The organism is Leifsonia poae (assembly GCF_020009625.1).
Classification (GTDB): Bacteria; Actinomycetota; Actinomycetes; order Actinomycetales; family Microbacteriaceae; genus Leifsonia; species Leifsonia poae_A.
In genome coordinates this window covers 2,542,482-2,567,660 of record NZ_JAIHLP010000002.1, presented here as the reverse complement: position 1 = coordinate 2,567,660, position 25,179 = coordinate 2,542,482, and the positions used below count along the sequence as shown (strand labels likewise).

General features: G+C 69.4%; 26 protein-coding genes and 2 pseudogenes. 11 read left to right on the top strand and 17 right to left on the bottom strand.

Translation table 11 applies throughout. From position 1 onward, the window contains the following. Positions 1-5: 5 nt before the first annotated feature. Both K5L49_RS13060 and K5L49_RS13055 read right to left on the bottom strand, forming a co-directional pair. On the bottom strand, positions 6-542 hold the full coding sequence (locus K5L49_RS13060) for a YbhB/YbcL family Raf kinase inhibitor-like protein (protein ID WP_223693362.1): 537 nt from the start codon (positions 540-542) through the stop codon (positions 6-8). Positions 543-584: 42 nt separating this feature from the next. After that, complete coding sequence (locus tag K5L49_RS13055; RefSeq protein ID WP_223693360.1) at positions 585-1,394, bottom strand: polyprenol monophosphomannose synthase; 810 nt, start codon at positions 1,392-1,394, stop codon at positions 585-587. Between the two features lie 129 nt (positions 1,395-1,523). Here K5L49_RS13055 and trhO point away from each other — a divergent pair, with 129 nt between their 5' ends. Beyond that, positions 1,524-2,414 carry an oxygen-dependent tRNA uridine(34) hydroxylase TrhO gene (gene trhO / locus K5L49_RS13050; RefSeq protein ID WP_223693358.1) on the top strand — a complete coding sequence of 297 codons (891 nt, stop codon included), beginning with the start codon at positions 1,524-1,526 and terminating at the stop codon, positions 2,412-2,414. Positions 2,415-2,423: 9 nt separating this feature from the next. Here trhO and K5L49_RS13045 read toward each other — a convergent pair whose 3' ends face one another. After that, the gene (locus K5L49_RS13045; RefSeq protein WP_223693356.1) at positions 2,424-4,004 is read right to left on the bottom strand and encodes a Na+/H+ antiporter; all 1,581 of its coding nucleotides are present in this window, start codon (positions 4,002-4,004) and stop codon (positions 2,424-2,426) included. 93 nt (positions 4,005-4,097) lie between these two features. After that, positions 4,098-5,510: an LssY C-terminal domain-containing protein gene (locus K5L49_RS13040; protein WP_223693354.1), complete on the bottom strand. Its 1,413-nt coding sequence runs from the start codon at positions 5,508-5,510 to the stop codon at positions 4,098-4,100. Between the two features lie 43 nt (positions 5,511-5,553). Here K5L49_RS13040 and K5L49_RS20700 point away from each other — a divergent pair. The 4 genes and pseudogenes from K5L49_RS20700 to K5L49_RS13025 all read left to right on the top strand — a co-directional run. After that, positions 5,554-5,889: pseudogene (locus K5L49_RS20700) on the top strand (isocitrate lyase/phosphoenolpyruvate mutase family protein); the annotation flags it as partial. Between the two features lie 16 nt (positions 5,890-5,905). Beyond that, positions 5,906-6,367 carry an isocitrate lyase/phosphoenolpyruvate mutase family protein gene (locus tag K5L49_RS20695; RefSeq protein WP_374107686.1) on the top strand — a complete coding sequence of 154 codons (462 nt, stop codon included), beginning with the start codon at positions 5,906-5,908 and terminating at the stop codon, positions 6,365-6,367. Positions 6,368-6,466: 99 nt separating this feature from the next. Further along, complete coding sequence (locus tag K5L49_RS13030) at positions 6,467-7,489, top strand: MDR family oxidoreductase (protein ID WP_223693352.1); 1,023 nt, start codon at positions 6,467-6,469, stop codon at positions 7,487-7,489. Positions 7,490-7,648: 159 nt separating this feature from the next. Further along, on the top strand, positions 7,649-8,029 hold the full coding sequence (locus K5L49_RS13025; protein WP_223693351.1) for a DUF1304 domain-containing protein: 381 nt from the start codon (positions 7,649-7,651) through the stop codon (positions 8,027-8,029). Here the strand turns inward: K5L49_RS13025 and K5L49_RS13020 are convergent. Further along, complete coding sequence (locus tag K5L49_RS13020; RefSeq protein WP_223693349.1) at positions 7,998-9,263, bottom strand: FAD-dependent oxidoreductase; 1,266 nt, start codon at positions 9,261-9,263, stop codon at positions 7,998-8,000. The genes K5L49_RS13025 and K5L49_RS13020 overlap by 32 nt on opposite strands. A 24-nt stretch (positions 9,264-9,287) precedes the next feature. Here K5L49_RS13020 and K5L49_RS13015 point away from each other — a divergent pair, with 24 nt between their 5' ends. Then, on the top strand, positions 9,288-9,668 hold the full coding sequence (locus tag K5L49_RS13015; RefSeq protein ID WP_223693347.1) for a DUF1304 domain-containing protein: 381 nt from the start codon (positions 9,288-9,290) through the stop codon (positions 9,666-9,668). Between the two features lie 79 nt (positions 9,669-9,747). Here K5L49_RS13015 and K5L49_RS13010 read toward each other — a convergent pair whose 3' ends face one another. Continuing rightward, complete coding sequence (locus K5L49_RS13010) at positions 9,748-10,134, bottom strand: hypothetical protein (RefSeq protein WP_223693345.1); 387 nt, start codon at positions 10,132-10,134, stop codon at positions 9,748-9,750. A gap of 87 nt (positions 10,135-10,221) precedes the next feature. Here K5L49_RS13010 and K5L49_RS13005 point away from each other — a divergent pair, with 87 nt between their 5' ends. The 5 genes from K5L49_RS13005 to K5L49_RS12985 all read left to right on the top strand — a co-directional run bounded on the left by K5L49_RS13005 (position 10,222) and on the right by K5L49_RS12985 (position 15,160). Then, the gene (locus K5L49_RS13005; protein WP_223693344.1) at positions 10,222-11,403 is read left to right on the top strand and encodes an ROK family transcriptional regulator; all 1,182 of its coding nucleotides are present in this window, start codon (positions 10,222-10,224) and stop codon (positions 11,401-11,403) included. A gap of 136 nt (positions 11,404-11,539) precedes the next feature. Next, a complete protein-coding gene (locus tag K5L49_RS13000) occupies positions 11,540-12,655 on the top strand; it encodes an ABC transporter substrate-binding protein (RefSeq protein ID WP_223693342.1) in 1,116 nt (371 codons plus the stop codon). A gap of 102 nt (positions 12,656-12,757) precedes the next feature. Beyond that, entirely contained in the window at positions 12,758-13,570 is an 813-nt protein-coding gene (locus tag K5L49_RS12995) for an ATP-binding cassette domain-containing protein (RefSeq protein ID WP_223695302.1), read from the top strand. Further along, the gene (locus tag K5L49_RS12990) at positions 13,567-14,823 is read left to right on the top strand and encodes a sugar ABC transporter permease (RefSeq protein ID WP_223693340.1); all 1,257 of its coding nucleotides are present in this window, start codon (positions 13,567-13,569) and stop codon (positions 14,821-14,823) included. The genes K5L49_RS12995 and K5L49_RS12990 overlap by 4 nt, the downstream gene beginning before the upstream one ends. 100 nt (positions 14,824-14,923) lie before the next feature. After that, the gene (locus K5L49_RS12985; RefSeq protein WP_223693339.1) at positions 14,924-15,160 is read left to right on the top strand and encodes a hypothetical protein; all 237 of its coding nucleotides are present in this window, start codon (positions 14,924-14,926) and stop codon (positions 15,158-15,160) included. A gap of 41 nt (positions 15,161-15,201) precedes the next feature. On the opposite strand, the gene hemL is transcribed toward K5L49_RS12985, so the two are convergent. The 11 genes and pseudogenes from hemL to hemE form a co-directional block, all read right to left on the bottom strand. Continuing rightward, positions 15,202-16,509 (bottom strand): glutamate-1-semialdehyde 2,1-aminomutase, encoded by a 1,308-nt coding sequence (gene hemL, locus K5L49_RS12980; RefSeq protein WP_223693337.1) that lies wholly within the window; start codon positions 16,507-16,509, stop codon positions 15,202-15,204. Beyond that, complete coding sequence (hemB, locus tag K5L49_RS12975) at positions 16,506-17,480, bottom strand: porphobilinogen synthase (RefSeq protein WP_223695301.1); 975 nt, start codon at positions 17,478-17,480, stop codon at positions 16,506-16,508. The genes hemL and hemB overlap by 4 nt, the downstream gene beginning before the upstream one ends. Positions 17,481-17,634: 154 nt before the next feature. Further along, positions 17,635-18,423: a uroporphyrinogen-III synthase gene (locus K5L49_RS12970; RefSeq protein WP_223693335.1), complete on the bottom strand. Its 789-nt coding sequence runs from the start codon at positions 18,421-18,423 to the stop codon at positions 17,635-17,637. A 7-nt stretch (positions 18,424-18,430) separates the two neighbouring features. Continuing rightward, a pseudogene (gene hemC, locus K5L49_RS12965) lies at positions 18,431-19,418 on the bottom strand (hydroxymethylbilane synthase); the annotation flags it as partial. Beyond that, a complete protein-coding gene (locus K5L49_RS12960) occupies positions 19,415-20,599 on the bottom strand; it encodes a ferrochelatase (protein ID WP_223693333.1) in 1,185 nt (394 codons plus the stop codon). The gene K5L49_RS12960 and the pseudogene hemC, both read right to left, overlap by 4 nt. Further along, entirely contained in the window at positions 20,596-21,318 is a 723-nt protein-coding gene (gene hemQ, locus K5L49_RS12955; protein ID WP_223693331.1) for a hydrogen peroxide-dependent heme synthase, read from the bottom strand. Before hemQ ends, K5L49_RS12960 begins: the two co-directional genes overlap by 4 nt. Positions 21,319-21,385: 67 nt before the next feature. Then, on the bottom strand, positions 21,386-21,604 hold the full coding sequence (locus K5L49_RS12950) for a DUF3618 domain-containing protein (protein WP_223693330.1): 219 nt from the start codon (positions 21,602-21,604) through the stop codon (positions 21,386-21,388). Beyond that, complete coding sequence (locus K5L49_RS12945; RefSeq protein WP_223693328.1) at positions 21,594-22,004, bottom strand: phage holin family protein; 411 nt, start codon at positions 22,002-22,004, stop codon at positions 21,594-21,596. The genes K5L49_RS12950 and K5L49_RS12945 overlap by 11 nt, the downstream gene beginning before the upstream one ends. Before the next feature lie 31 nt (positions 22,005-22,035). Continuing rightward, positions 22,036-22,428 carry a YtxH domain-containing protein gene (locus tag K5L49_RS12940; RefSeq protein WP_223693326.1) on the bottom strand — a complete coding sequence of 131 codons (393 nt, stop codon included), beginning with the start codon at positions 22,426-22,428 and terminating at the stop codon, positions 22,036-22,038. 16 nt (positions 22,429-22,444) lie between these two features. Beyond that, positions 22,445-23,938, bottom strand: a complete 1,494-nt coding sequence (locus K5L49_RS12935; RefSeq protein WP_263299333.1) for a protoporphyrinogen/coproporphyrinogen oxidase — start codon at positions 23,936-23,938, stop codon at positions 22,445-22,447. A 95-nt stretch (positions 23,939-24,033) separates the two neighbouring features. After that, positions 24,034-25,143, bottom strand: coding sequence for a uroporphyrinogen decarboxylase (hemE, locus tag K5L49_RS12930; RefSeq protein WP_374107708.1), 1,110 nt, complete (start codon positions 25,141-25,143; stop codon positions 24,034-24,036). Between the last annotated feature and the right edge of the window lie 36 nt (positions 25,144-25,179).

Genomic DNA, 25,179 nt, shown 5'->3' with positions numbered 1-25,179 from the left:
AGGAGCTACTCGAGGTCGCCGGCGGTGGCGATCGGCACGAGAACAGCCCGGGCGAGCGTGTGGAAATGGGCGTTGAATCCGAGCACCGCGGGCGTCGACTCGGGATCGAGGTCCAGTCGCTCCACGTCGAGGGCGTGCACAACGACGAAGTAGTGGTGGGTGCCGGTTCCGGGAGGGGGGCCGGCGCCGGTGAAGCTCTTCGAACGCAGCTCGTTCGACAGCATCGCCGCTCCCCGCGGGAGCGCTGCCCCGCTCTCGGCGCCCGCGCCGGAGGCGAGCGCGGTCACGTCGGCGGGGATGTTGTAGACCGCCCAGTGCCAGAAGCCGGAGCCGGTCGGCGCATCCGGGTCGTGGATGGTGACGGCGAAGCTGCGGGTCTCGGGCGGGAAACCGTTCCAGGCGAGCTGCGGTGAGACATCGCCGCCCCCACCACCGGCACCCCACTGGGCCCGGGCGAGCGGCCGGTCGTCAGCCACATCGTTGCTGGTCAGGGTGAACAGGGGGACGGCGCCGAAACGCTCCAGCGGGTCAATCGCGGTCATGCCGCCACGCTACGCCTGCCGGCCGATGACGGCAGCCCGAATTCAGGGCTCGACGGGCTGTTCGAGGCTCGCCACCGGCGCCGCCCGACGACGGAAACGCGTCGGCAGGCCCGTCAGGCCCCATCCCGTGACCCGCAGCATCGCCTCGGCGACGATACCGCCGGTCATCTTGGAGGCACCGTGCTCACGCTCGACGAACGTGATCGGAACCTCGGCGACCAGGAGGCCGGCGGCGTACGCGCGGCGCAGCATGTCGATCTGGAAGCAGTAGCCCTGGCTCTCCACATCGGCGAAATGGATGCGGCGCAGCGCGTCCGCGGTGAACGCCCGATACCCACCGGTCACGTCGCGGGCCGGAACACCGAGCGCGATCCGCGAGTACGCGCTGCCGCCGCGGGAGAGCAGTCGACGCCGTGCCGGCCAGTTCTCGACGCCACCGCCGGCGACCCAGCGCGAACCGAGCACGACATCCGCTCCGCCAGGGGTGGTGGAAGCCGCCGGCGACCCGGGCTGCGCCGATTCGGTGCGCAGAGCGCCGAGCAGTCGCGGAAGCTGCTCCGGCCGGTGGGAGCCGTCGGCGTCCATCTCCACGATGCGCCCATAGCCGGCGTCGAGCGCCCAGCGCATGCCGTCGCGGTAGGCCGCGCCGAGACCGTTCTTTCCCGGTCGGTGCAGCACATGCACGTTCGGATCCTCCGCGGCGAGCGCGTCGGCGATCGCACCTGTTCCATCGGGTGAGTTGTCGTCGACGACGAGGATCTCAACCTCCGGAGTGGAGGCGCGCACCCTCGCCACGATGGAGGCCACGTTCTCCCGCTCGTTGTAGGTGGGGATGATCACGAGGGTGCTCACGAACCCACCTCCTTCTTGCGCGAACCGCACTTTACGCCTCTAGCATCCCCGATTTCGGTGAACGACCGGAAACCGAGCAGCCCCTGCTGCCGGAGAAAGCGTACAGACTGGCTGACCTACCATGGGGCGGTGGCCGTTCCGAAGATCCTGCTCTACTACGTGTTCACCCCGCTCGCCGACCCGGACGCGGTGCGGCTGTGGCAACGCGACCTGTGCGAGTCGCTGGGGTTGCGGGGTCGAATCCTACTGTCGCGCGACGGCCTCAACGGAACCGTCGGCGGTGAGCTGTCGGCGCTCAAACGGTACCTGCGCAAGACGAAGGACTATCCCGCGTTCACGAACCTCGACGTGAAGTGGAGCGAAGGAACGGGTCTCGACGAGAACGGACGCAGCCTCGACTTCCCGCGACTGTCGGTGAAGGTGCGCGACGAGATCGTGAGTTTCGGCGCCCCTGGCGAGCTCCAGGTGTCGGAGGCCGGCGTCGTCGGCGGCGGCATCAAGCTCGATCCCGCGGCGCTGCACGCGCTGGTGGAGGAGCGCGACGACATCGTCTTCTTCGACGGACGCAATCGGTTCGAGGCCGAGATCGGCCGGTTCCGGGATGCGGTGGTGCCCGACGTCGCCACCACCCGCGACTTCGTGGCCGAACTCGACAGCGGCAGATACGACGACCTCAAAGGCCGACCGATCGTGACCTATTGCACTGGCGGCATCCGCTGCGAAGTGCTCTCCGGCCTGATGAAGTCCCGAGGATTCGGGGAGGTGTACCAGCTCGACGGCGGCATCGCCCGCTATGGGGAGACGTTCGGCGACGACGGATTGTGGGAGGGCTCGCTGTACGTCTTCGATGGGCGCGGTTCGATGGACTTCAGCGACCGTGCGGCCGTGCTCGGCCGCTGCGTTCGCTGCGGCGCCGAGACGAACCGGATGCGCAACTGCGCCGACCCGTCGTGCCGGGAGCAGCTCGTGATGTGCGTGGCCGAGGCCGACGTGTTCTGCGCGAAGCACATCCCCGCCTGAGCGGCGCCCTCAGGTGAGCGGTTTGCGCGGACCGGACGACTTGAGGGCGGACTCCTCCGCGTCGAGGAAGGCGAGCACGGAGCGCACAGCGACCTCCTGGTAACGCCCCTCCGACCGCGCCGTCAGCACGGCCTCCCGCTCCGCTTTGATCATCGACCGGCGCAGCCGCTGGTATTCGAGGGGCACATCGGTGTTCTCGTCGCCCGTCGGGTTCTCGAGCGAATCGGAGAGGAAGACCGCGTTGATCCGCAGGCGTTCGATGACACGCTCGTCTTCGTCACCGGTCACCTGGGTCTCGAGGTGGCCGAGCCCGGCCGTCTGCGCCTCGGCCAGCAGGCGCTGCATCTCACTCGCCTCCTGGGCGAAGTCGGGCGGAGGGAGCCGGAGTCGGCGGATGATCCACGGCAGCGCCAGGCCTTCGAGCAGGGTGCCGACCACCACCACGAACGCGAGGAACTGCAGGAACTCCCGGTGCGGTGTCGCCGCCGGCAGCAGGAAGACAGCGGCGAGGGTGACGACGCCGCGGATGCCGGCGAAAGAGACCGCGATGCCGGTCGGCCAGTTCCAGCCGCGCTCCCGCAGGCGTTCGGGCCCGAATCGGTAGATCGCGGTCGTGAGGATCATCCACACGAACCGGGCGAGGAACAGCGCGACGAGCACCACCGCACTGATCAGCACGGTCTGACCCACCGTGATCCCGGAACGGAACGCCCCGTTCAGGATGCCCGCGAGCTCCAGCCCGATGAACAGGAAGACCGCGTTCTCGAGCAGGAACTGGATCGTGCGCCAGTTGATGGTCTCGGCGATGCGCGCCTCGGCGGTCTGGATGGTGGGCGACCGGTAACCGAGGAAGAGCCCGGCGACCACGACCGCGAGGATGCCGGAACCGTGCAAGAACTGGGCGGGAATGAACGCCAGGTAGGGCGTGATCAGCGCGAGGGAGGTGTCGAGCACCGGCGCCCGCAGCTGTTTGCGGATGAACGCCAACGCGAAACCGATCGCAAGACCGACGGCGACGCCCACGACGACCGCGAGCACGAAGTCTCCGGCGATCGCCCACGGATTGACCACGCTCACGATCGCGGCGATCGTGGCATTCAGGGCGACGAGGGCGGTCGCGTCATTGAGCAGGCTCTCGCCCTCGAGCACGGTGACGAGACGCCGAGGCAGATTGAGCCGGCCGGCGATGGCCGTGACCGCCACCGTGTCGGTGGGCGCCACCACCGCCCCGAAGGCGAACGCGGCGGCGAGCGAGAGCGCCGGCACCACCAGCCACGTGGCGAAGCCGACGACGATCACGGTGAACGCGACGAGGCCGACCGAGAGCAGGAGGATGCCGTCGCGGCGGGCCCGCACATCCACGAACGAGGTCTGGATGGCCGCCGCGAAAAGTAGCGGCGGCAGCAGCCCGTAGAGCACGAGCTCGGGTTCCAGCTCCACATGCGGAATGCCCGGGATGAACGACACGATCGCGCCCACGACCACGAGCACCACAGGCGCCGACCAGCCCGCCCGGCGCGACAGACCGGTGACCGTGACCGTCACGAGCACGAACGACACGATCCAGACGATGGTGGCGACCGGATCCATGCTGTTCATGATGGCCGCAACGCGACCCGGGCGGCAATGGTTCCCGCAGACAGTGAAGACCGCTCCGCCGAGAGTGAACGGGGCGGAAGCGGCTTACCGGGTGGTCGTCTCGTCGGCCGCCGCGTTCTCGGTGGCGGCGCCCGCATCCCCCGGCCGCGGGCGCACGCGTCGCGCCCAGAGCCTGGACCGTTGCGACGACAGCGCGAGGACGACGAGGATGTCGAGGGGAAGACCGAGGAGGTTGTTGCGCAGCGGTACGTACCCGTGGCCCTCGAAGTAGTTGATGGCGGCCGCGACCACGAGGAAGGCGCTGAACGCCATCGCGGCGATGCGCGCCCAGTTGTGGCCCAGGTAGACGAAGACGGCCAGCGCGAGATACACGAAGAGGCCGATCCCCATGATCACCATGACCGCGGCGAGAACCACCTCGGCGACCTGGAGCGACGTCGGGTCGATGCTGCCTGTCGTCGGGTCGATCACCACGGATTGTACGAACGTGCGCCACTCGAGCACCGTGAGCAGGATGAAGATCCCGCCCGCCACCACCCGCAGCAGCATGAGCAGGAAGCCGAGGACGGTCGGCACCGGCCGACGCTCGGCCAGGGCGGCGCGACGATTGTCGGCGTGGTCGGCGACCGCCACCGACGTCTCGTCGACCGCGACCGGGCGCACGTCGAGAACGGGCAGGTCGCCATCCGTCTCGATGCTGTCGCCGCCGCCGTTGCGCGAATGGTAACCGGAGGAGAAATCGCGGATGACGTCGACCCCTACGCCGATGTCGGCGCCGGTGAGGCTCGACACGATGTGGTCGCGCTCGATGTCGGTGTTCGCGTCGATCTTGTGCGTCACCTGCAGGGTGAACAGCGAGAAGCCCACCGCGCGATCGAAGGTGCCGGCCGCCATCCAGTCGGCGCGGTGACCGCCGGGGAGGAGCCAGCCGTCCGGGCAGCGCCAGAACCTCACGTGGTGCCGCTTGGCCGGGTTGCCTTTCACCTCCTGCTGGTAGGCGATGTCCTGCTGGTGGCCGAACAGGAACAGCGGGCTCACCGGCGCCTCGTCGTAGCTTCGGCGCAGCAGTGTCGACGCGACGATGCGCCAGCTGGAGGCGAGTGTCACTTCGTCGGCACGGGTCCACCCCGCGCGGGTCATCGCCTCGTCGAGCTTGGCCTCTGAGCCGAGCACGGCCAGATTGATCGGGTCGCCCAGCAGGCCGTCGCTTGTGCGCGCCCGGCCGATGAAGTAGTCGGGAACGTAGATGGTCGTGAGGATGCGGTGCAACCGCGGCAGCACCAGATAGGCGAGCAGCAGCCAGAACAGAACGAAGAACAGAACGAGGAACCAGCCCCAGGCGAAGCTCTCGGTGAGCGCTATCCAGGCGAGCCAGACCGCGGCCGCCCCGCCGAAGATGAAGAAGGCATTGTCGACGAGCACGTTGGCCGACCGGCGGCGGCCGGTGGTCGACCGCGTCTTGGGCACGGCCGTGGTGGGCACCGTCGTCTGCGGCATGGGGACATCCTATGGCGGGGCAGCGGCTGCGTAGGGTGGGGGCATGAGCGACGAACGCGGGAAGAGCATCCGGAACCGGGCGGACGAGTTGCGCCGGCTGCACGAGGCGACCGAGCTGCTGCAGCTCGTCAACGTGTGGGATGCGGCGAGCGCCAGAGCCATCGCCACCCTTGAGCAGACGAGGGCCGTCGCGACGGCAAGCCACTCCATCGCCGCGTCGTTCGGATTCGAAGACGGCGAACGCATCCCCCTCGACCTGATGCTGGACGCGGTGTCGCGAATCGTCGCCGTCGTCGAGCAGCCGGTGACCGCCGATCTGGAAGCCGGGTACGGCGACGCCGGGGAGACCGTGCGCCGAGCCGTGGGCATCGGTGTGGTCGGCGCGAACCTCGAGGATGCGATGCGCCCGTTCGCCGACTCGGTCGCCGCCGTTCGCCGACTCGGTCGCCGCCGTTCGCGCCGCGCTCTCGGCCGCCGAAGCGGAGGGAGTGCCGTTCGTGCTGAACGCTCGCACGGACGCCTTCCTGCTCGGCGAAGGGCGCACGGACGCCGAGAAGACGGCCGAGGCGATCGAGCGCGGCCGTGCCTATCTCGCCGAAGGGGCCGTGTGCGTGTTCGTGCCCGGCCGGCTCGACGAGCCGACGATCGAACAGCTCGTCGCAGGGTTGGGCGAGCGCACGCTGAGCGTGATCGGCTCGCCCGTCTCCGTCGCGCCCGCCAGGCTGCAGGAACTCGGTGTCGCGCGCGTCTCCTACGGGCCGTGGTCGCAGCGCGTGGCGCTGACCGCGCTGCAGGAGACCGCCGCCGAGCTGTACGCGGGCGGCGGCATCCCGAGCGGCACCCGGATGCTCAACTGACGGGTCGAAGGCCAGACGGGTCGAAGGCCTGACGGGTCGAAGGCCAGACGCGCCGCGCAGCCGGGAGGCTCGACCGAGGGCCTGAGTATGGTGAAAGGCATGAGCGACTTCCGAGCGATCGTGATCGAGCAGGAGACCGAGTCCGGGCGCATCCTCGCCCACACGGCGGAGGTCAGACGGGTCACCGATGCGTTCCTGATGCCCGGTGATGTCACCGTGGATGTCGAATACTCCGGCCTCAACTTCAAAGACGGGCTGGCCATCGCCGGCCGGCCGGGGATCGCCCGGGTCTCCCCGCTCATCCCGGGCATCGACCTGGTGGGGACGGTCACCGGGTCGGACGATCCGCGGTGGCGGAGCGGCGACCGGGTGCTGCTGAACGGCGACGGCATCGGCGAGGCCCACCACGGCGGTCTCGCGGAGCGCGCGCGGGTCAGGGGCGATGCGCTGGTGCGCGTGCCCGACACCTTCACCTCTGAGCAGGCCGCCGCGATCGGAACGGCCGGCTTCACCGCGATGCTCTCGGTGCTCGCCCTCGAACGCACGGGGATCGACCCGGATGCCGTACGCGCCTCCGGCTCCAGCATTCTGGTCACAGGTGCGGCCGGCGGCGTCGGTTCGGTGGCGATCGGGTTGCTGGCGGGGCTCGGTTTTCCGGTGACCGCCTCCACCGGCCGGGTGACCGAGCAGTCGGACTACCTCACCGCTCTCGGTGCGACCGCGATCATCGACCGGGCCGAACTGGCCGACCCGGGACGCCCGCTGCAGACTCAGCGCTGGGCGGGTGTCGTCGACGCGGTCGGCAGCCACACGCTCGCCAACGCGCTCGCCCAGACGCAGTACGGCGGAACCGTCACCGCCTGCGGGCTGGCTCAGGGCGCTGACCTGCCCGCCACGGTGCTGCCCTTCATCCTGCGCGCCATCACGCTGGTCGGCATCAACTCGGTGGAGGCGCCACCGGCACTGCGCGAGACGGCCTGGCGCCGCCTCGCCGCCGACCTCGACACGGACGCCCTGGCGTCGATGACCTCGGTGATCGCCCTCGCCGAGGCGATCCCCGCCGCCGAGAGCATCTTGGCCGGCCGCCTCCACGGGCGCACCGTCATCGACGTGCGCGCCTGACCTCCCCTTCGCTCCCCACCCTTCCGCCGAACATTCGCGCCGAATCCCGCCATCGGAGCGGGTCGGAATCGACATATGGCGCAAATGTTCGCGCGGTCGGCGCAAATGTTCGCGCGGTCGGCGCGACGGGATGCGCGCGCAGAACAGTAGGCTGTGGCCATGATCGTCCTCGCGACCGTGATGGTCACCCTGGCAGCGGCCCTGCACATCGGGATCTTCCTGATGGAGAGTGTCGGCTGGGCCCGGCCCGCCGTCTGGAAACGGTTCGGCGTCGCCAGCCAGGAGGCCGCCGACACGGTTCGACCCATGGCGTACAACCAGGGCTTCTACAACCTCTTCCTCGCGATCGGCGCCATCGTCGGGCTGATCCTGTTCGGGGTCGGGATGCACGGGCCCGGGCTCGCGCTCATCCTGTTCACGATGGCGAGCATGGTCGCCGCCGCCGTGGTGCTCGTGACGACCGGGCGCGGCTACCTCCGGCCGGCGCTGGTGCAGGGAATCCTGCCTCTCATCGGCTTCGTGCTGATGCTCCTCGCCTGAGGCCGCTGCCGGGTTCCCGCAGTTCGGGCGCCAGCGACTCCGGCAGGAACCCGCGGCCGATCACCCGCGCGGTCAGTCTCTGCACCAGCGGCATGGCCGCATCCAGCCCCCAGCGGGCCGGGGCGGGCAACGGGTCCGGCAGCAGTGTCGTGCCCCCGGGGCGAGCGATGCGCGCGTGGGCGGCGATCTGCAGGGACTGCATCCGCGCGACCGGTGGCAGACGACGCCGCTGCACGGCGTCGAGCACCCGCAGGTCGACGGCGCCCGCCCGCAGCGGGGCGGCGAGCGCATTCGCCGCAGCCACCGCATCTTGCACGGCGTAGTTCACCCCGACGCCGAACGCCGGCGACATGGCGTGCGCGGCGTCGCCGATGGCGAGCAGGCCGCTGCGGTACCAGCGTTCCAGGCGGTTGATCTGAACGGAGAGCAGTTTCACCGCCTCCCAATCGGTGATGCTTCCGGCCACGGGAGCGAGCACCGGGGCCGTCGTCGCGAGTAGCTGCCGGAACGCCTCCAGCCCGCTGGCCTTGAGAGCGTCGAAGCCGCCTTTCGGGATGATGAGCCCGGTCTGGTAGTAGTCGCCGCGGTCGATGGTGACGACCATTGCGCCCTCATCCACGTAGGCGAGGGTGCTCGGCGGAGCGACAGCGGGCTTGGGCAGGTGGAACCAGAGCACGTCGATACCGACCCCGAAGCGACGCGGGAGCAGCCCGGCGGCAGTGCGGATGCGGGAGTCACGGCCGTCGGCAGCGACCGTGAGAGGGGCCCTCACCTCCCGCACGCCGTCCGGACCGCGGACGACGACACCGCGGATGGCATGGTCCTCTACGATCACGTCGCTCGCTTCGGTCTCCATCAGCAGGTGGAAGCCCGGGTTGACCGCCGCCTCGCTCCCGAGGAACGACAGGAAATCCCATTGCGGCGCGAGCACGAGGAAGTCGTCCGGAGCGCCGAGACGGCCGAAATCGATCGGATGCAGCCGAGAACCGTTCACCACGACGTCGAGCGTGCGGATGCTCGTGTGCGGCAGCGCGAGGAACCGCTCGCGCAACCCCAGCTCGCCGAGCAGAGTGACGGTGGACGGGTGGATGGTGTCACCGCGGAAGTCGCGGAAGAAGTCGGCGTGCTTCTCCAGCACGACGACGTCGAGACCCGCGCGGGCGAGGATCAGACCGAGCATCATGCCGGCGGGACCACCGCCGACGATCACACAGGAGGTGTCGAGAGCTTCCATGGCAGCAAGCGTATGCTCACCTGCATGGCCATCATCGGATCGATTCTGATCGCGGCGGCGGCCGTCGTGCATCTGATGATCTTCGCGATGGAGAGCGTTCTCTGGTCATCGCCGACGGTATGGCGCCGCTTCGGCATCGCCACCCAGCGGGATGCGGACACCGTGCGCCCGATGGCCTACAACCAGGGCTTCTACAACCTGTTCCTCGCCGGCGGCGCGGCCGTCGGGCTCGTGCTCTACTGGACGACGCTGCGGCACGTCGGCTTCGGTCTGGTGTTCTTCAGCGCCACCTGCATGGTGCTCGCCGCCGTCGTGCTGCTCACCACCGGTCGCCTGTATCTGCGCGCCGCCCTCGTGCAGGGCGTGCTTCCACTCGCGGGGCTCGTGCTGCTCTCGCTCGGCTGAGGCGCTGATGCGCTGAGGCGCTGATGCGCTGATCGGCACAGTCGGGCTCGGTCGACACGGTCGTGCCGGTCGATCGTGCTCAGTCGATGAGTTCTCCACCGGCGGCGGTCTCGTCGGCGTCGAGTCGCAGCGTCTCGATGAGCTTCGCCGCGTGCGGGGTGGAGACGATGATGCGCGAATACTCCTCCCCCTCGAGGTCGAGCACGACGGCCGCGCGCTGCTTGCCCTTGATGAGCAGGAAGTCCTTGCCGCCGTGGAATTTCCAGGTGCCGATGGCGAGCGTGAGCGGAACACCGGCGCCCGGGGCACGGATGCCGCGGATCCAGATCCACGGGTCTTCGGTGATCGCCACCGACCGGATGCTCTCGCGCGGCACGACGAGGTTCTCCCGTTTGAGCGCGAGCACCTTCTCGGCCGCCGTGAGGTGGATCTCCAGGCGGTCGGGGTGAACGTGCAAATCGGCCATGACCCTATCCTGCCAAGTCCAGCCCCTTCCGCGCGCGTCGAATGCTCACAATGAGCGCTCGATGTGCAGACATGTATCCTGCTCATCGTGGCAACCCAGAGACGCACCCCCGGCTCTCAGACTTCACTTCGTGAAGCCAACCGAGCTCGAATCGTCGATGCCATCAAGAAGCACGGAGGGCTCACGCAGGTCGAGCTCGCGGGGGCGACCGGCCTCTCGCCGGCCACCGTCTCCAACATCGTCAAGGAGCTCTCGACGTCGGGGGTGCTGCACACCACGCAGAGCATCCGGAGCGGCCGTCGAGCGCAACAGGTCACGCTCGCCCACCGCCTCGGGCTCGTGGTGGGCGTGCATTTCTCGACCCGCCACATGCGCATCGCGCTGGCAGACGTCGCCAACACAGTGGTGGCCGAGAACCACATGCCGCTGGCCAAAGACCACCGCGCCGACAACGAGCTCGACAAGGTCTCGCTGCTGCTGAACGACATGCTCGACTCGGTCGACGCCACGCGCGAGGAAGTGCTCGCGCTCGGCATCGCGCTCCCCGCGCCGCTGGACCGGGCGTCGGGGACGATCGCCCGCAGCGGCATCATGCGCGGCTGGGACGGCGTCGCCGTCGCCGAGGTCATGGAGCGTCGCGTCAAACGCCCGGTCTTCGTCGACAATGCCGCGAATCTCTCGGCACTGGCAGAATCCCGGCTGGGTGCCGCGCGCGGGAAGCGCAACACGCTGACTCTCGATATCGGCGACGGCATCGGCGCCGGACTGCTCCTCAACGGTCAGCTCTATCGCGGGAACAACGGGGTCGCCGGCGAGTTCGGGCATACGACGATCCGCGAGAACGGCCCGCTCTGCCGCTGCGGCAATCGCGGCTGCCTCGAGGCCATCGCCGGCGGCCCCGCCATCCTCGACGAGTTGCGCGACCATCTCGGCAGCCTCAAGTTGGGCGACGTGGTCGTCCGGGCGATGGCTGGGGATGCACGCTGCATCCGGGCCATCGCCGACGCCGGCAAGCACATCGGGATCGCCACCGCCAATCTGTGCAATCTGCTCGATCCCGAGCGCATCGTGGTCGGCGGAGAGCTGGCACGGGCCGGCGAACTGCTGCTCGGCCCCATGCGGCACGCGGTCGAACGCTCGATCATCGTGAACGAAGACCTGATGCCCGACATCGTGCAGGGCCAGCTCGGCAACCGGGCGGCGACGCTCGGCGCGGTCGCCTACGCGATCGACTGCGTGAGCATCGCCACCGACGACCTCGCGCTCTGACGACTGCCGAGCGCCGAGTGCACTGACGGTCGAACCGTTATCGAAACCGTTGTCTTCAATACTTGACGCCAAGAGTCGCACCTGCAACACTCAACCCAGCCGCCAACGATGGCGGTTTCGAATCGGAGGTTTTTCAATGAAGATCGCCACCACGAGAGCCGTCATCGCGACGGCCGCGATCCTGCTCACAGCCGGAACACTCACAGCCTGTTCCAACGGATCGGGAAGCTCCGGAAGCACATCGTCGAGCAATGCGAGCAAGGCCAAGATCGGACTGCTCCTTCCCGACTCCGTCACCGCCCGGTACGAGGCGGCGGACAAGCCGTTCTTCACGGCGAAGGTCGCCTCGCTCTGCCCCGACTGCACGGTGCTGTACGCGAACGCCGACGGCGACGCCAGCAAACAGCAGCAGCAGGCGGAATCGATGATCACCTCGGGCGTGAAAGTCCTCGTGCTCGACCCGTTCGACGGCGAAGCGGCCGCCTCGATCGTCAACGAGGCCAAGCTCAAGAAGATCCCCGTGATCTCCTACGACCGCCTCATCGACAGCCCGGACGACAGCTACTACATCTCGTTCGACAACGAGAAGGTCGGCGAACTTCAGGCCACCGCCCTCGTCGACAAGCTGAAGAAGGACAATGTGCCCGCCGGCAGCGGCATCCTGATGGTCAACGGCTCGCCCACCGACAACAATGCGACGCTGTTCAAGAAGGGTGCCCACTCGGTCATCGACTCGAGCGGCTACAAGGTCCTCGCCGAGTACGACACACCAGGATGGGACCCGGCACAGGCACAGAACTGGGTCTCCGGCCAGATCACCAAGTTCGGCAGCCAGATCAAGGCGGTCTACGCCGCCAATGACGGAACCGGCGGCGGCGCCATCGCCGCGCTGAAAGCCGCGAACGTCAACCCGGTCCCCCCGGTGACCGGACAGGACGCCGAACTCGCGGGCATCCAGCGCATCCTCGCGGGCGACCAGTACATGACGGTCTACAAGGCCATCCAGCCCGAAGCGGAGAAGGCGGCCCAACTGGCCATCGACCTCGCGAACGGCAAGAGCCCCAAGGGTGACACCACGGTCAACACGGCCAAGGGGGCGGCGATCCAGTCCTTCCTTCTGCAGCCGGTCGCTGTGACCACCGACAACATCGAGACCACCGTCGTCAAAGACAAGTTCTACGGAGCCGACAGCGTCTCGCAGATCTGCACCGCCGCTTACCAGGCGGCCTGCACCAAGTACGGAATCAAGTAGCACCCGACGCCGGTCGGGGGGATGCCCACGCATCCCCCGACCGGCGCTTTACCCTGTAACCGACACACCAGTCCCACCCGTTCGAAGGAGAACCCCGTGACGATGGAATCCGCCGTCGCCGAACCCGAACCCGCGACGCGTCAACCCGTGCTCACCCTGCGTGGCATCTCGAAAGGGTTCGGCGCCGTACAAGCGCTCACCGGCATCGACCTCGACGTCTACGCCGGCGAGGTGGTCGCCATCGTCGGCGACAACGGAGCAGGGAAGTCGACACTCGTCAAGATCCTCGCCGGGGTGCACCCGCAGGACTCGGGCACGATCAGCTTCGACGGCGACCAGGTGAGCATCCCCTCGCCGGCCGTCTCCCGCGAGCTCGGCATCGCCACGGTCTTCCAAGACCTCGCCCTCTGCGACAACCTGGATGTGGTGTCGAACCTCTTCCTCGGGCGGGAGATCACCCACGGCACCCTCGACGAAGAGGAGATGGAACAGCGCTCGTGGAGCCTGCTCCGGCAGCTCTCGGCGCGCATCCCATCGGTGCGGATCGCCGTCGCCTCCCTCTCGGGCGGGCAACGCCAGACCGTCGCGATCGCGCGATCGCTGATCGGCGACCCGCGCATCGTCATCCTCGACGAGCCGACCGCCGCGCTCGGCGTCGCCCAGACCGCCGAGGTGCTCAACCTCATCGAACGGCTGCGCGAGCGCGGCCTCGGCGTCGTCTTGATCAGCCACAACATGGCCGATGTCCAGGCCGTCGCCGACCGCGTGCTCGTGCTGCGACTCGGCCGCAACAACGGCGACTTCCGCGTGCCGGACGTCAGCTACGAAGAGATCATCTCGGCCATCACCGGCGCCACCGACAATGTGGTCACCCGCCGGGCCGAACGTACGAGTGAAGGAAAGGCCGAGGCATGACCGACTCCGCGCCGGAGACCACCGCCCAGCAGGCGGCCGACCTCCAGGACGAACGACTCATCCGCTCAGAAGGCCTCGGCGGAGCGATCAGAGGATTCGGCCGGCGCGTGCGCGGCGGCGACCTCGGTTCGCTGCCCGTTGTCGTCGGGCTGATCGTGATCTGGGCCGTCTTCCAGATCCTCAACCCGCTGTTCCTCTCGGCCAGCAACCTGGTTCAGCTGACCCTGCAGTGCGTAGCCGTCGGCACGATCTCCATCGGCATCGTGCTCGTGCTGCTGCTCGGCCAGATCGACCTCTCGGTCGGATCGGTGAGCGGGCTCTCGGCGGCGATCCTCGGAGTCGGGTTCGTCCAGATGCACTGGCCGCTCGTCGTGGCCGCGCTCGCGGCCCTTGCCGCCGGTGCCGTCGTCGGGCTCATCTATGGTCTGCTGTTCACCCGCTTCGGCGTGCCGAGCTTCGTGATCACGCTGGCCGGTCTGCTCGGATTCCTCGGGCTGCAGCTGTGGGTGCTCGGGCCGAACAGCTCCATCAACATCCCGTTCAACTCCTGGCTCGTGACGTTCTCGCAGCAGACCTTCCTGCCCCCGTGGGCGGCATACGCCCTCTCGGCGATCGCCGCGATCGGGCTCTTCGTCTCCGACTGGCGCCGCTCGGTGCGACGCCGGGCGGCCGGGCTCTCGGTCGGATCGATGACCGTCGCGACCGTCAAAGCGGCCCTGCTCCTGGTCGCGCTCTGTGCGGTCACCTGGTACCTCGCGACCGACAGCGGTGTCGGAGCCTCCTTCGTGCTGTTCGTGGTTCTCGTCGTCGTGATGAACTTCTTCCTCACCCGCACCCGCTGGGGGCGGTCGGTGTTCGCCGTCGGCGGTTCGGTCGAGGCAGCACGCCGCGCGGGCATCAAGGTGAACCGGATCTACATCTCGGTCTTCATCCTGTGCTCCACCTTCGCCGCACTCGGCGGACTCCTCGCCGCCGCCCGACTCGCCTCGGCGAGCGCGTCCAGCGGCGGAACGGACACCAACCTGAACGCCATCGCGGCCGCCGTCATCGGTGGGACGAGCCTCTTCGGCGGTCGCGGCAGCGCCTGGTCTGCGCTCCTCGGCATCCTCGTCATCCAGTCGATCTCGAGCGGGCTCACCCTGCTCAGCCTCGACTCCTCCGTGCGCTACATGATCACCGGAGCGGTCACCCTGCTCGCTGTGATCATCGACTCGCTCTCTCGTCGCTCTCGTGCCTCGCACGGGCAGGCTTAGCGAAGCCGCCACGAAGAACCGGCCCTCCGGTCGGGTGCGACCTCTCGGCCAGGCGCACCCGACCGGAGCGGCCACCGTGCGGGCGTGAGAGGCTGGTGGGGTGACCCGCACGACGACCTTCCACGCCCGCCTGCTGCGACGGGATGCGCTACCGCAGACGGTCACGGTGCGCGCCGCATCCGACACCCCGCCCCGAACCTTGCGGCGGGCCGCCGGCGGGGGCGGGCAACTCACCTTCGATGTGTACGCTCTCGTCGACGCCGACGGCTGGCCGACAGAAGCGACGTACTCGTACGTCGAATCCGTCACCCGCGACGCCGCCGACCCCGACGTCTAGCGTTTGGCCCTCCGGCCTCTGACCCCTGGCCCTCGCGCGTGTCAGGGGCGGGCGGAGGCGGCAGCCTCGGCGGCGGCCGGAAGGGCGGCGAGGATGCGGTCGACAGCCGCATCGTCGTGCGCGGCCGTGACGAACCATGCCTCGAACACGCTCGGAGGAAGGGACACCCCGGCGTCCAGCATCGCGTGGAAGAACGCCCGGTACCGGAACGCCTCCTGCGTCTGCACCTCGGCGTACGTTCGCGGCGGTGAAGCGAAGTCGCCGAAGACGAAGCTGAACAGGTTGCCGGCGTGCTGCACGCGGTGCGCGACACCGGCTGCGGCGAGCGCATCCGAGACGGCATGCGATACGGTGCCGGCCACGGCGTCGAGGCGATCGTACACGGCCGCATCGGCGTGGGCGAGGGTCGCGAGGCCCGCGGCCACCGCGACCGGGTTCCCCGACAGAGTTCCCGCCTGGTAGACCGGTCCGGTCGGCGCCAAGAAGTCCATCAGCTCAGACCGCCCGCCCAGCGCCGCCAGCGGCATGCCGCCGCCGATGACCTTTCCGAAAGTAACGAGGTCGGGCGTGTATCCGCGGTCGAGCCCCCAGAAGCCGGCCGCGCTGACACGGAAACCCGTGAGCACTTCATCGAGGATGAGCAGCGCACCGAACTCGTGCGCCAGCTCGATGAGAGCGGCATTGAAACCCGGCTCCGGTGGAACCACACCCATATTGGCGGCGGCGGCCTCCGTGATCACCGCGGCGATGTCCGGGCCGTGGGCCTCGAATGCGGCGCGCACCGCGGCCAGGTCGTTGTAGGGCAGCACCAGCGTCTGCGCCGCGGTCGCCTCGGTGACGCCGGCCGAGCCGGGCATCGCCAACGTCGCGAGCCCCGAACCCGCCTCAGCGAGCAACCCGTCGGAGTGACCGTGGTAGTGCCCGGCGAACTTGATGACCAGCGGCCGTCCGGTGAACCCGCGCGCCAGGCGGATGGCCGTCATGGTGGCCTCGGTGCCCGTGGACACCAGACGCAGCTTCTCCACGAACGGCACGCGAGCGAGCACGGCCTCTGCCAACTCGGTCTCGGCCGGGGTCGACGCGCCGAAAGACAGACCGCGCGCCGCGGCCTCCTGCACGGCCGCGACCACGGCGGGATGCGCATGCCCGAGGATCGCCGGCCCCCACGAGGCGACGAGGTCCACGTATTCGCGCCCGTCCGCATCGGTGATGTAAGGTCCGCGGGCCGACACGATGAACCGCGGCGTCCCACCCACGGAACGGAACGCCCGCACCGGAGAGTTGACCCCGCCCGGGATCACCCGCTGGGCGCGCTCGAACAGAGCGGAGTTCGCGTCGGGGCCGCTCACCGCAGCCACCTCGCCACTTCGGTCGCCCAGTAGGTCATCACGGCATCGGCCCCCGCACGACGAGCGCCGATCAGCGTCTCCTCCACGATCCGGCGACGGTCGATCCAGCCGTTCGCGGCGGCGGCCTCCACCATCGCGTACTCCCCCGACACCTGGTAAGCCCACACGGGAACATCGCTGATCGCAGCGACATCCGAGAGCACATCCAGGTAGCTGAGGGCGGGTTTGACCATGAGGATGTCCGCGCCCTCCTCGAGGTCGAGCCGCGCCTCGCGCAGGCCCTCGCGACGGTTCGCGGGATCCTGCTGGTAGGCCCGGCGATCGCCGGAGAGCTGGGAGTCGACGGCCTCGCGGAACGGACCGTAGAACGCCGAGGCGTACTTCGCGGCGTACGCCAGGATGACGGTGTCGGTATGCCCGGCCGCGTCGAGCGCATCACGCACTGCGGCCACCTGACCATCCATCATGCCGCTCAGCCCGAGCAATCGGGAGCCCGCCGCCGCCTGTGCGACCGCCATGTCGCGGTAGCGCAGCAGGGTCAAGTCGTTGTCGACGCGACCGTACGCATCCAGGACGCCGCAGTGGCCGTGGTCGGTGAACTCGTCGAGGCACAGATCGGTCTGCAGCACCAGCGCGTCGCCGACCTCGGCCGCGACGGCACGGGTCGCGACGTTCAGGATGCCGTCGGGGTCGGTGGCACCGGAACCGATCGCATCCCGGGTCTCTGGAACGCCGAACAGCATCACGCCGCCGACGCCCGCCTCGGCCGCCTCGGCGACCGCCCGTTTCAGCGAATCGACGCTGTGCTGCACGACACCGGGCATCGACAGAATGGGCAGCGCCTCCGGTGTCCCCTCCCGCACGAACATCGGCAGGATCAGCTCGTTCGGGTGCAGCCGGGTCTCGGCGGTCAGCCGGCGCAGAGCCGGCGACTGCCGCAGCCGTCGTGGTCTCACAACAGGATGCGTCACGTCAGTCACCGGACAAGCCTACGCGCGCCCGCGGTAGGCAGCCTGCGCGCGCTCCCAGGATGACGGAAGGATCGCACGACCCGCCGAAGGAATGTCCGTGCCGACGGATTCTTCCGCGGGAGCGGGCCGTTTCTCCGACTGGCGGAGGGCCGGGTCAGCTGGAGGCCGCGTCGACGACGGCGGCGATGAGGGAGGCGGCGGTACGCTCCGCGGCGATGACATCGACGCGGAGGCCGAAAGAGCGGGCATCGCGGGCGGTCTGCGGTCCGATCGCGGCGACGAGGGTGGTACCGGGGATGGGCCCGAGCTGGCCCTGCACCTGCTCGGCGACCGAACCACTGGTGACGAGGATGGCCTGCACGAGACCGTCCGCGACATCCGTCACGACCGACTCGGGCACCGGGACACCGATCGTGCGGTAGGCCACGACGGATTCGACATCGTGCCCGATCCGTTTCAGCCCCTCGGTGAGGAGCGGTTTGGCGATCTCGGAGCGGAGGGTGAGCACACGCAGCGGCACGACGCCGGCGGTCGCCGCCTCCCACTCCGCGAGCAGCCCGCGAGCAGAATTGTCTTCCGACGGCACGAGATCCACCGTGTATCCCGCGGCCACGAGCGCCGCGGCGGTCGTCTCGCCCACAGCGGCGACCCGGGTGCTCGGGGGCACGACGACGCGCTGGGCGCTGAGCACATCGACCGTGGTGGCGCTGGTCACGGTCATCCAGTCGAAGTCGCCGTCGGCGAGCCGCGCGAGCGCCGCCTCGAGGGCCGGCGCGTCAGCTGTCGGCGCGAAGTTGATCATGGCGGCGACGACCGGCGAAGCGCCCTTGGCGCGCAGATCGGCAGCCACCGAATCGCCCCAGGGACCGCCCCGCGGCACCAGCACGCGCCACCCGGCGAGCGGTTTCGCCGGCGCGGGGATCGAGCCCGACTGCGCGCTCACCGTGGGCCCCGAGCGGCGCCAGGTCGGCCGCACCCCCGGCGAGCAGTTCGGCGGCGGCGCGCCGGCCGACGTCGTGGGCGGCGACCTCGAGGTCGTGCCGACTCATCGAGTCCGGGTGGCGGCGTGGGATGCAGTCACCTGCGCCGTCCCGTCGGGGCGGTACACCGTGGCGGTGAGGAAGAGCAGACCGTCGTCGACGATGGCGGTGGCGCCGATGGGGGCCGCGCATCCCGCTTCGAGCCCGGCGAGCACGACACGCTCGGCGGTGACGCAGGCGCGGGTGGTGGCGTGATCGACGGCGGTGACCGCCTTGGCGATCGGTCCGCGACCCTTCTCGTCGCCGGAACGCACCTCGATCGCGAGCGCGCCCTGACCCGGCGCCGTCGGCACCTCGGAGAGCGGGAAGCTGTCGGTGACTGCATCGGAGCGGCCGAGACGTTTGAGACCGGCGACCGCGAGCACCACCGCGTCGAGGTCGCCCTCGGCGACGCGGCCGAGCCGGGTGTCGACATTGCCTCGGATGTCGACGACGTCGAGGTCTGGGCGGCGAGCTTTCAGCTGCGCCACCCGACGCGGGGAGCCGGTGCCGACACGGGCGCCGACCGGAAGGCTCTCCAGGGTGAGCGCGTCGCGGGCGCAGAGGGCGTCGCGGGCGTCCGCACGTTTCGGAACGGCGCCGATCACCAGACCGGGCACCTCCCCGGTGGGCAGATCTTTGAGCGAATGGACGATCAGATCGCACTCATCGGCGAGCAGGGCGTCCCGCAGGGCGCTCGCGAACACGCCCGTCCCCCGAGCTCCGAGAGGGATTCGCGCGACGTGTCGCCGTGCGTGGTGACGGTGACGATCTCCACATCCAGGCCGGTCGTCTTGGCGATCAGCTCGGCGACCGTGGTGGTCTGCGCGACCGCGAGCGCACTGCCCCGGGTGCCGACCCGGAGCACGCCGTCGCGGCGCGGCGACGGCCCGGAGGCCCGGCTCACCGTCGCGCTCACGGTGCGAGCCCCGCAGCGGCCGGCTTGAATCCGAGCCGTGCGTTCTCGCAGCATCCGGGACGGCACACGTCGTACCAGGGGCCGAGCTTCGTCATCGCCGGGCGCTCCGCGACGGGAACGCCGTCGCGGCGTTCGAGAACGAGGTCGACCAGTCCTGCCACATAAGCGTGGTGCGTGCCGGGGGTCGGAACCCGCACGGCGACGAGGTCGTGCTCGTCAGACGTCTCCATCGCCTCGTTGTCGAGATCCCAGAGCACCTCCATGTGGTCGCTGACGAAACCGAGCGGCACGATGATCACCGCGCGGACGCCCTTCGCCGGGAGGGCGGCGATGGCATCGTTGATGTCCGGTTCCAACCACGGCATCGAGGGCGGGCCGCTGCGCGATTGGTACACGAGCTGCCAGGCGACCACGCCATCCGTCGCCGCCTGCGCGACGACCTCGGCCACCGCCAGATGCTGGGCCGCATACGCGCCGCCTTCGCCGAAGCTGCGCTCCGCCGGCCCCGACTTGGCCGCGTCGACCGAGGGGATGGAGTGCGTCGTGAAGAGCAGCTCCACCTCGGTGGCCGGGTCGATCCCGGGCAGCTTCCGCTCGATGTCGGCCAGACCGTCGCGCACCCCCTCGATGAAGGGTTCGACGAAGCCGGGGTGGTCGAAGAACTGGCGTACCTTGTCGATCTGGATGGTTCCTTCGAGACCGGTCTCCTCGAGCGCGATCGCGAAATCTTCGCGGTACTGCCGACAGCTCGAATACGAGGAGTACGCGCTCGTGGCGATCGCGATGATCTTCCTCAGGCCGCGCTCCTCCGCTTCGGCCAGCGCATCCCGCAGATACGGATCCCAGTTGCGGTTGCCCCAGAGCACCGGGAGGTCGATGCCGCGCGAAGCCAGTTCGGCCTCCAGCGCCGCCTTCAGCTCGCGGTTCTGATCGTTGATGGGGCTGACACCGCCGAAGTGACGGTAGTGGTGGGCGACCTCTTCGAGGCGTTCCTCGGGGATGCCGCGGCCGCGCGTGACGTTGCGCAGGAACGGGATGACGTCGTCCTGCCCCTCCGGCCCGCCGAAACCGGCCAGCAGGATCGCGTCGTAAGCGACCGGCTCGGTGACGTGCTCCGGGCCGGATGCGGCGGCCTCGGTTGCGCCGAGGACTCGCACTGTCGAGGTGTCGACCTCGGTCACTGCAGCACCTCCACGAGCTCGGCCGGGGCGATGCGGCGACCGGTGAAGAACGGAACCTCTTCGCGCACATGACGGCGCGCATCCGTCTGCCGCAGATCGCGCATCAGGTCGACGAGGTCGGTGAGCTCGTCGGACTCGAGCGGAAGGATCCACTCGTAGTCACCGAGAGCGAACGATGCGACGGTATTGGCGAGCACCGAGCGGAATGCGGCCCCCTTGCGGCCGTGCTCGGAGAGCATTCGGCCACGCTCCTCATCCGGGAGCAGATACCACTCGTAGCTGCGCACGAAGGGGTAGACGGTCAGCCATTCCTTCGCCTCTTTGCCACGCAGGAATCCGGGCACATGCGCCTTGTTGAACTCGGCGTCGCGGTGGACGCCCATTGCGTTCCAGGTCGGGAGCAGCGCTTTCAGCAACTGAGTGCGTCGCAATTGGCGGAGCGCCCACTGCAGGGTGTGCGCCTCCGGTCCGTGGACCCAGATCATCACGTCGGCGTCCGCGCGCAGGCCGGAGACGTCGTACAGGCCGCGGGTGGTGACGTTCTGCAGCTCGAGGTCGGCGATCACGCCCTCCAGCTCTTTCACCGCGCGGGGCACATCCGTGCCGTCGAGGTCGTCCGGTCGCGCCGGATCCCGGCGGAGAACGGCCCAGAGGGTGAAGCCGTTCGGTGTTTCTTCAGGGAAGCTCGAATCTGCCGGGGGGACAGCCGGGTTAGTCATACCCCACAGTCTCCCTCTGAAAGCTGTGAGAGCCAAAAGCGGGGGCCATGCACAACCCCTTCTCGGACTACTTCCTGCGCGATGCGCGGATCGCGAGCCAGACGACCCCGCCGACCGCAGCGGCGGCTCCGACGGCGATGCCGACCAGGGCGAGCGGATTGTCTCGCCGCAGATTCTGCACACGCTCGGCGGCTCGCTTGGGCACGTTCAGCTTGTATTCGATGGCGTCGAGGGCCTCGGCGAGGTCGGCGCGGGCCCGTTCCACATCGGTCGGTTCAGTTGTCATACTTGCCCATCCCCTTGAACGCCTCGGTGTCTTCGCGGATGCTCGCGATCGTCTGCTGCGGCGCGACCCCGTTCATGCGTTTGAGCGAGGAGACGCCGATCAGCACGAGCACGGCGGCGATGATCAGGAGCGCCACGGCCACGATGAGCGCCGCGAGCCACGCCGGCAGCACGACGGCCAGACCGAGGACGGCGGCCGCCACGAACACGCCGAGTGCGAAGAACAGCAGCGCACCGGCGACGGCGAACAGGCCTATTCCGACTCCGGCATATTTCGCCTTGGCGGCCAGCTCTGTCTTGAGATGATCGAGTTCGGCCTTGAGCAGGGCGATGAGCAACCGCGGCAGGTCGCCGATCAGCGCGAACAGCGATCGCGAGCGTGCGCGTTCGTCGTCAGTCATAGGGGCCACCGTACTCCTCGGTGCGTGCCGCTCAAGCTTCCGCGTCGCCGGCGGCCGGCTTGGCCGGGGCCTTTCGAGCGGCGGGTTTGGCCGGGGCCTTGCGCGCGGCCGGTTTCGCCGCGACGGCGGAGGCGGTCGCCGGCTTCTCGCGCGGTTCCGCGGGCTCAGCGACCGGGGTCTTCTCCGGGTGCCGGCCGACGACGAGGACGACGAGCTTTCTCGCACCGTCGAACACCGCGCCGGGAAGGTCACCGACCTTCGCCGCGACGAAGTCTTCGACCGCGACGACCTGCTTCTGAATGCCGGGCGACTCCCACACCTTCGTCGCCGTCGACTTGATCTGCTCGTATCGCTTGCGTCCGGCTCGGGCGCCGAGCACGTAGCCCACCGCCGCCCCGGCCACGAAGAGGATCTTTCCCCGCATTGTCAGCCCCCGTTCGTCAAAGGTTGTCGGTCAGTGCTTTCCAGCGTAGACCCCTCGCCCGCGTCGCCACCTCGCGGGAATCCGGGATGACGGAGGCAAGACCGGTGCCGGTGAGCCACGAACCCGTCACCTCGAGCCCCTCCACGGCCGCGACATCCGCACGAACACGGTCGATGCGCTCGCGTTCGCCCAGAGCCGCGTAGGGAAGCGCATTCGTCCAGCGTGTTCGGGCGAAGCCGGTCGCATCGGATGCCGTCAGCGGAATATTCAGCAATCTGCCAGCATCCCGGATCGCCAGCTCGCGCAGCTCGTCGTCACCGAGGGCGTCCGTCTCCGACGGTTTGCCGGCGCGTCCGTACGAGAGCCGCACCACATGCTCACCGGCGGCGACACTGTCGGCGAGCCACGCCCATTTCGCCGTGGAGTGCGTCATCGCTTTGGCGGTGACGTCGGAATCCTCGGCGTCGGCGACGAGCACACCCGTTCCGCGCGGCGCGGCGGCGAGCCGGTCGTCGGTCAGCACCAGAGTCACCAATTCGACGCTGGAGGCGGGCGGCCAGTCGAGGTCGGAGAGACCGGCGAGCGACGCGGATGCCGTGCCCAGCACGGCGAGCGCCGCCTCGGCCGGGGCGGCCACGATCACCGCGTCGGCGGGGATCTCATCGCCGTCAGCCAGCCGCACGGTCCAGCGCGCGCTCTCGGGCTGCGACGGCGCAGGTCCAGCGATGTCGGACTCAGCGGCGTCGGTTCCGTCGACCTCGTAATCGGCACCGACGGACTCCCCCTTTGCGGCGACGAACGGCACGACGGCGACGACCGGCGCCGAGACGCGCACCAACCCGCCGCGTTCACGCAGGTCGGCCTCGATCGCTTCCGGCAACCGCCACATCCCGCCGCGAATGCCGCCGACGGCGCTGCCCGCCGTGGCCGACGCACGCAACTCGCCCACCGCGCCGGAGAGCGAGCCGAGGCGGGTGAGCGCCGAGTTGAGACCCGGGGCCACCACCTCGATGTCGAGATCATCCGGGTCGGCCGAGTAGACCCCCGTCGCCACCGGCGCGACGAGACGGTCGAGGACCTTCTGCCCCATCCGTTGACGCACGAGCTTGCCGAGGCTGCGCTCACGACCGATCTTGAGCACGGGACGAAGCCGATCGGCATAGGCGCGCAGCGCCCCGCCCCAGCCGATGGCACGCACGACGTCGGTTGCGAGCGGTGAGCTCGGGATGCCCAACAGACCGGCCTTCGGCAGCGGCACGGAGGCCGTTCCATACCGAACCCACGCGCCGGCGGCGTTCGGCGTCACGATATCGTCGGCGAGCCCGAGCTCCTCGATCAGCGCGGCGACGTGACCGCCCCGCGTGGCGAAGCTCTCGGCTCCGGCGTCCACGATCACGCCGCCGTCGAGCGGGAGCGGCGCCACCGATCCGCCGACCCGATCCGACGATTCCAGCAGTGTCACGGCGAAACCGGGCCGCGCGCAGTCGCGGGCGGCCACCAGGCCGGCCATCCCGCCGCCGATCACGACGATGCGCGTCGGCGCGGAGTCGACCGCGAGACGCACCTCATCGTCGACGGCGGGGCGGGTGTTCTCCGGCACGTCGGTCACCGCGAGTGGATGAATTCGACGAGCCGGGTGAGCACGGCCGGATCGGTCTCGGGCGGAACACCGTGCCCCAGGTTCACCACATGGGCGGGAGCATCAGCGCCGCGGGCGAGAACATCGGCGACGTGGGCCTCCAGCACCGGCCACGGCGCGTCGAGCATCGCCGGGTCGATATTGCCCTGCAGCGGAACCACATGCCCCAGCCGCCGACTCGCTTCGTCGAGAGGGATGCGGTAGTCGATGCCGACGACGTCGGCACCCACCTCGTGCATCGCCTTGAGCAGCTCGCCTGTGCCCACCCCGAAGTGCACGATCGGCACATTGCGCGTCTCGCTCATTCCGTCGTCGACGGGCACGTCGTAGGTGAGGTCGCGAACATGCGAGAGGGCGCGGGTGGAGGCGGGGGCGACATGCTCGGTGTAGTCGCCGAGCGACAGGGCGCCCGCCCACGAGTCGAACAACTGGGCCGCGCTCGCGCCGGCGAGGATCTGCGCCCGCAGGAACGCGCCCGTGACGTCGGCCGTCCACGCCATGAGCTTCGCCCAGGCGGCGGGATCGGCGTGCATCAGGGTGCGGGCGCGAATGTGATCCTTCGACGGGCCGCCCTCCACGAGGTAGGCGGCGAGGGTGAACGGCGCGCCCGCGAAACCGATCAAGGGGGTTTCACCCAGCTCGGCGATCGTGAGGGCGACAGCCTCGACGATGGGGGCGAAAGCAGACGCATCGAGCGAGGCGGGGTCGGTCTCGGTGAGCCGCGCCACATCGTCGGCGGTGCGCACCGGGCTGCCGAGCACCGGGCCTTTGCCGGGAACGATGTCGACGTCCACACCGGCCAGACGCAGCGGTATCACGATGTCGCTGAAGAAGATGCCCGCGTCCACGCCGTGACGGCGCACCGGCTGCAGGGTGATCTCGCTGGCGAGCGCGGGGTCGAGGCAGGCGTCCAGCATGCGTGTTCCCACCCGCAGCTCGCGATACTCCGGAAGGGACCTGCCCGCCTGGCGCATGAACCAGACCGGTGCCACCTCCTGCCGCACGCCCTGATAGGCACGGACGAGGCGAGCGGATGCGGTGCGTCCCGCACTCAGCGGGTGCGACGGGTCGAGGATGTTCACCCCCTGATTCTGTCAAAGCACCGGGAAGGA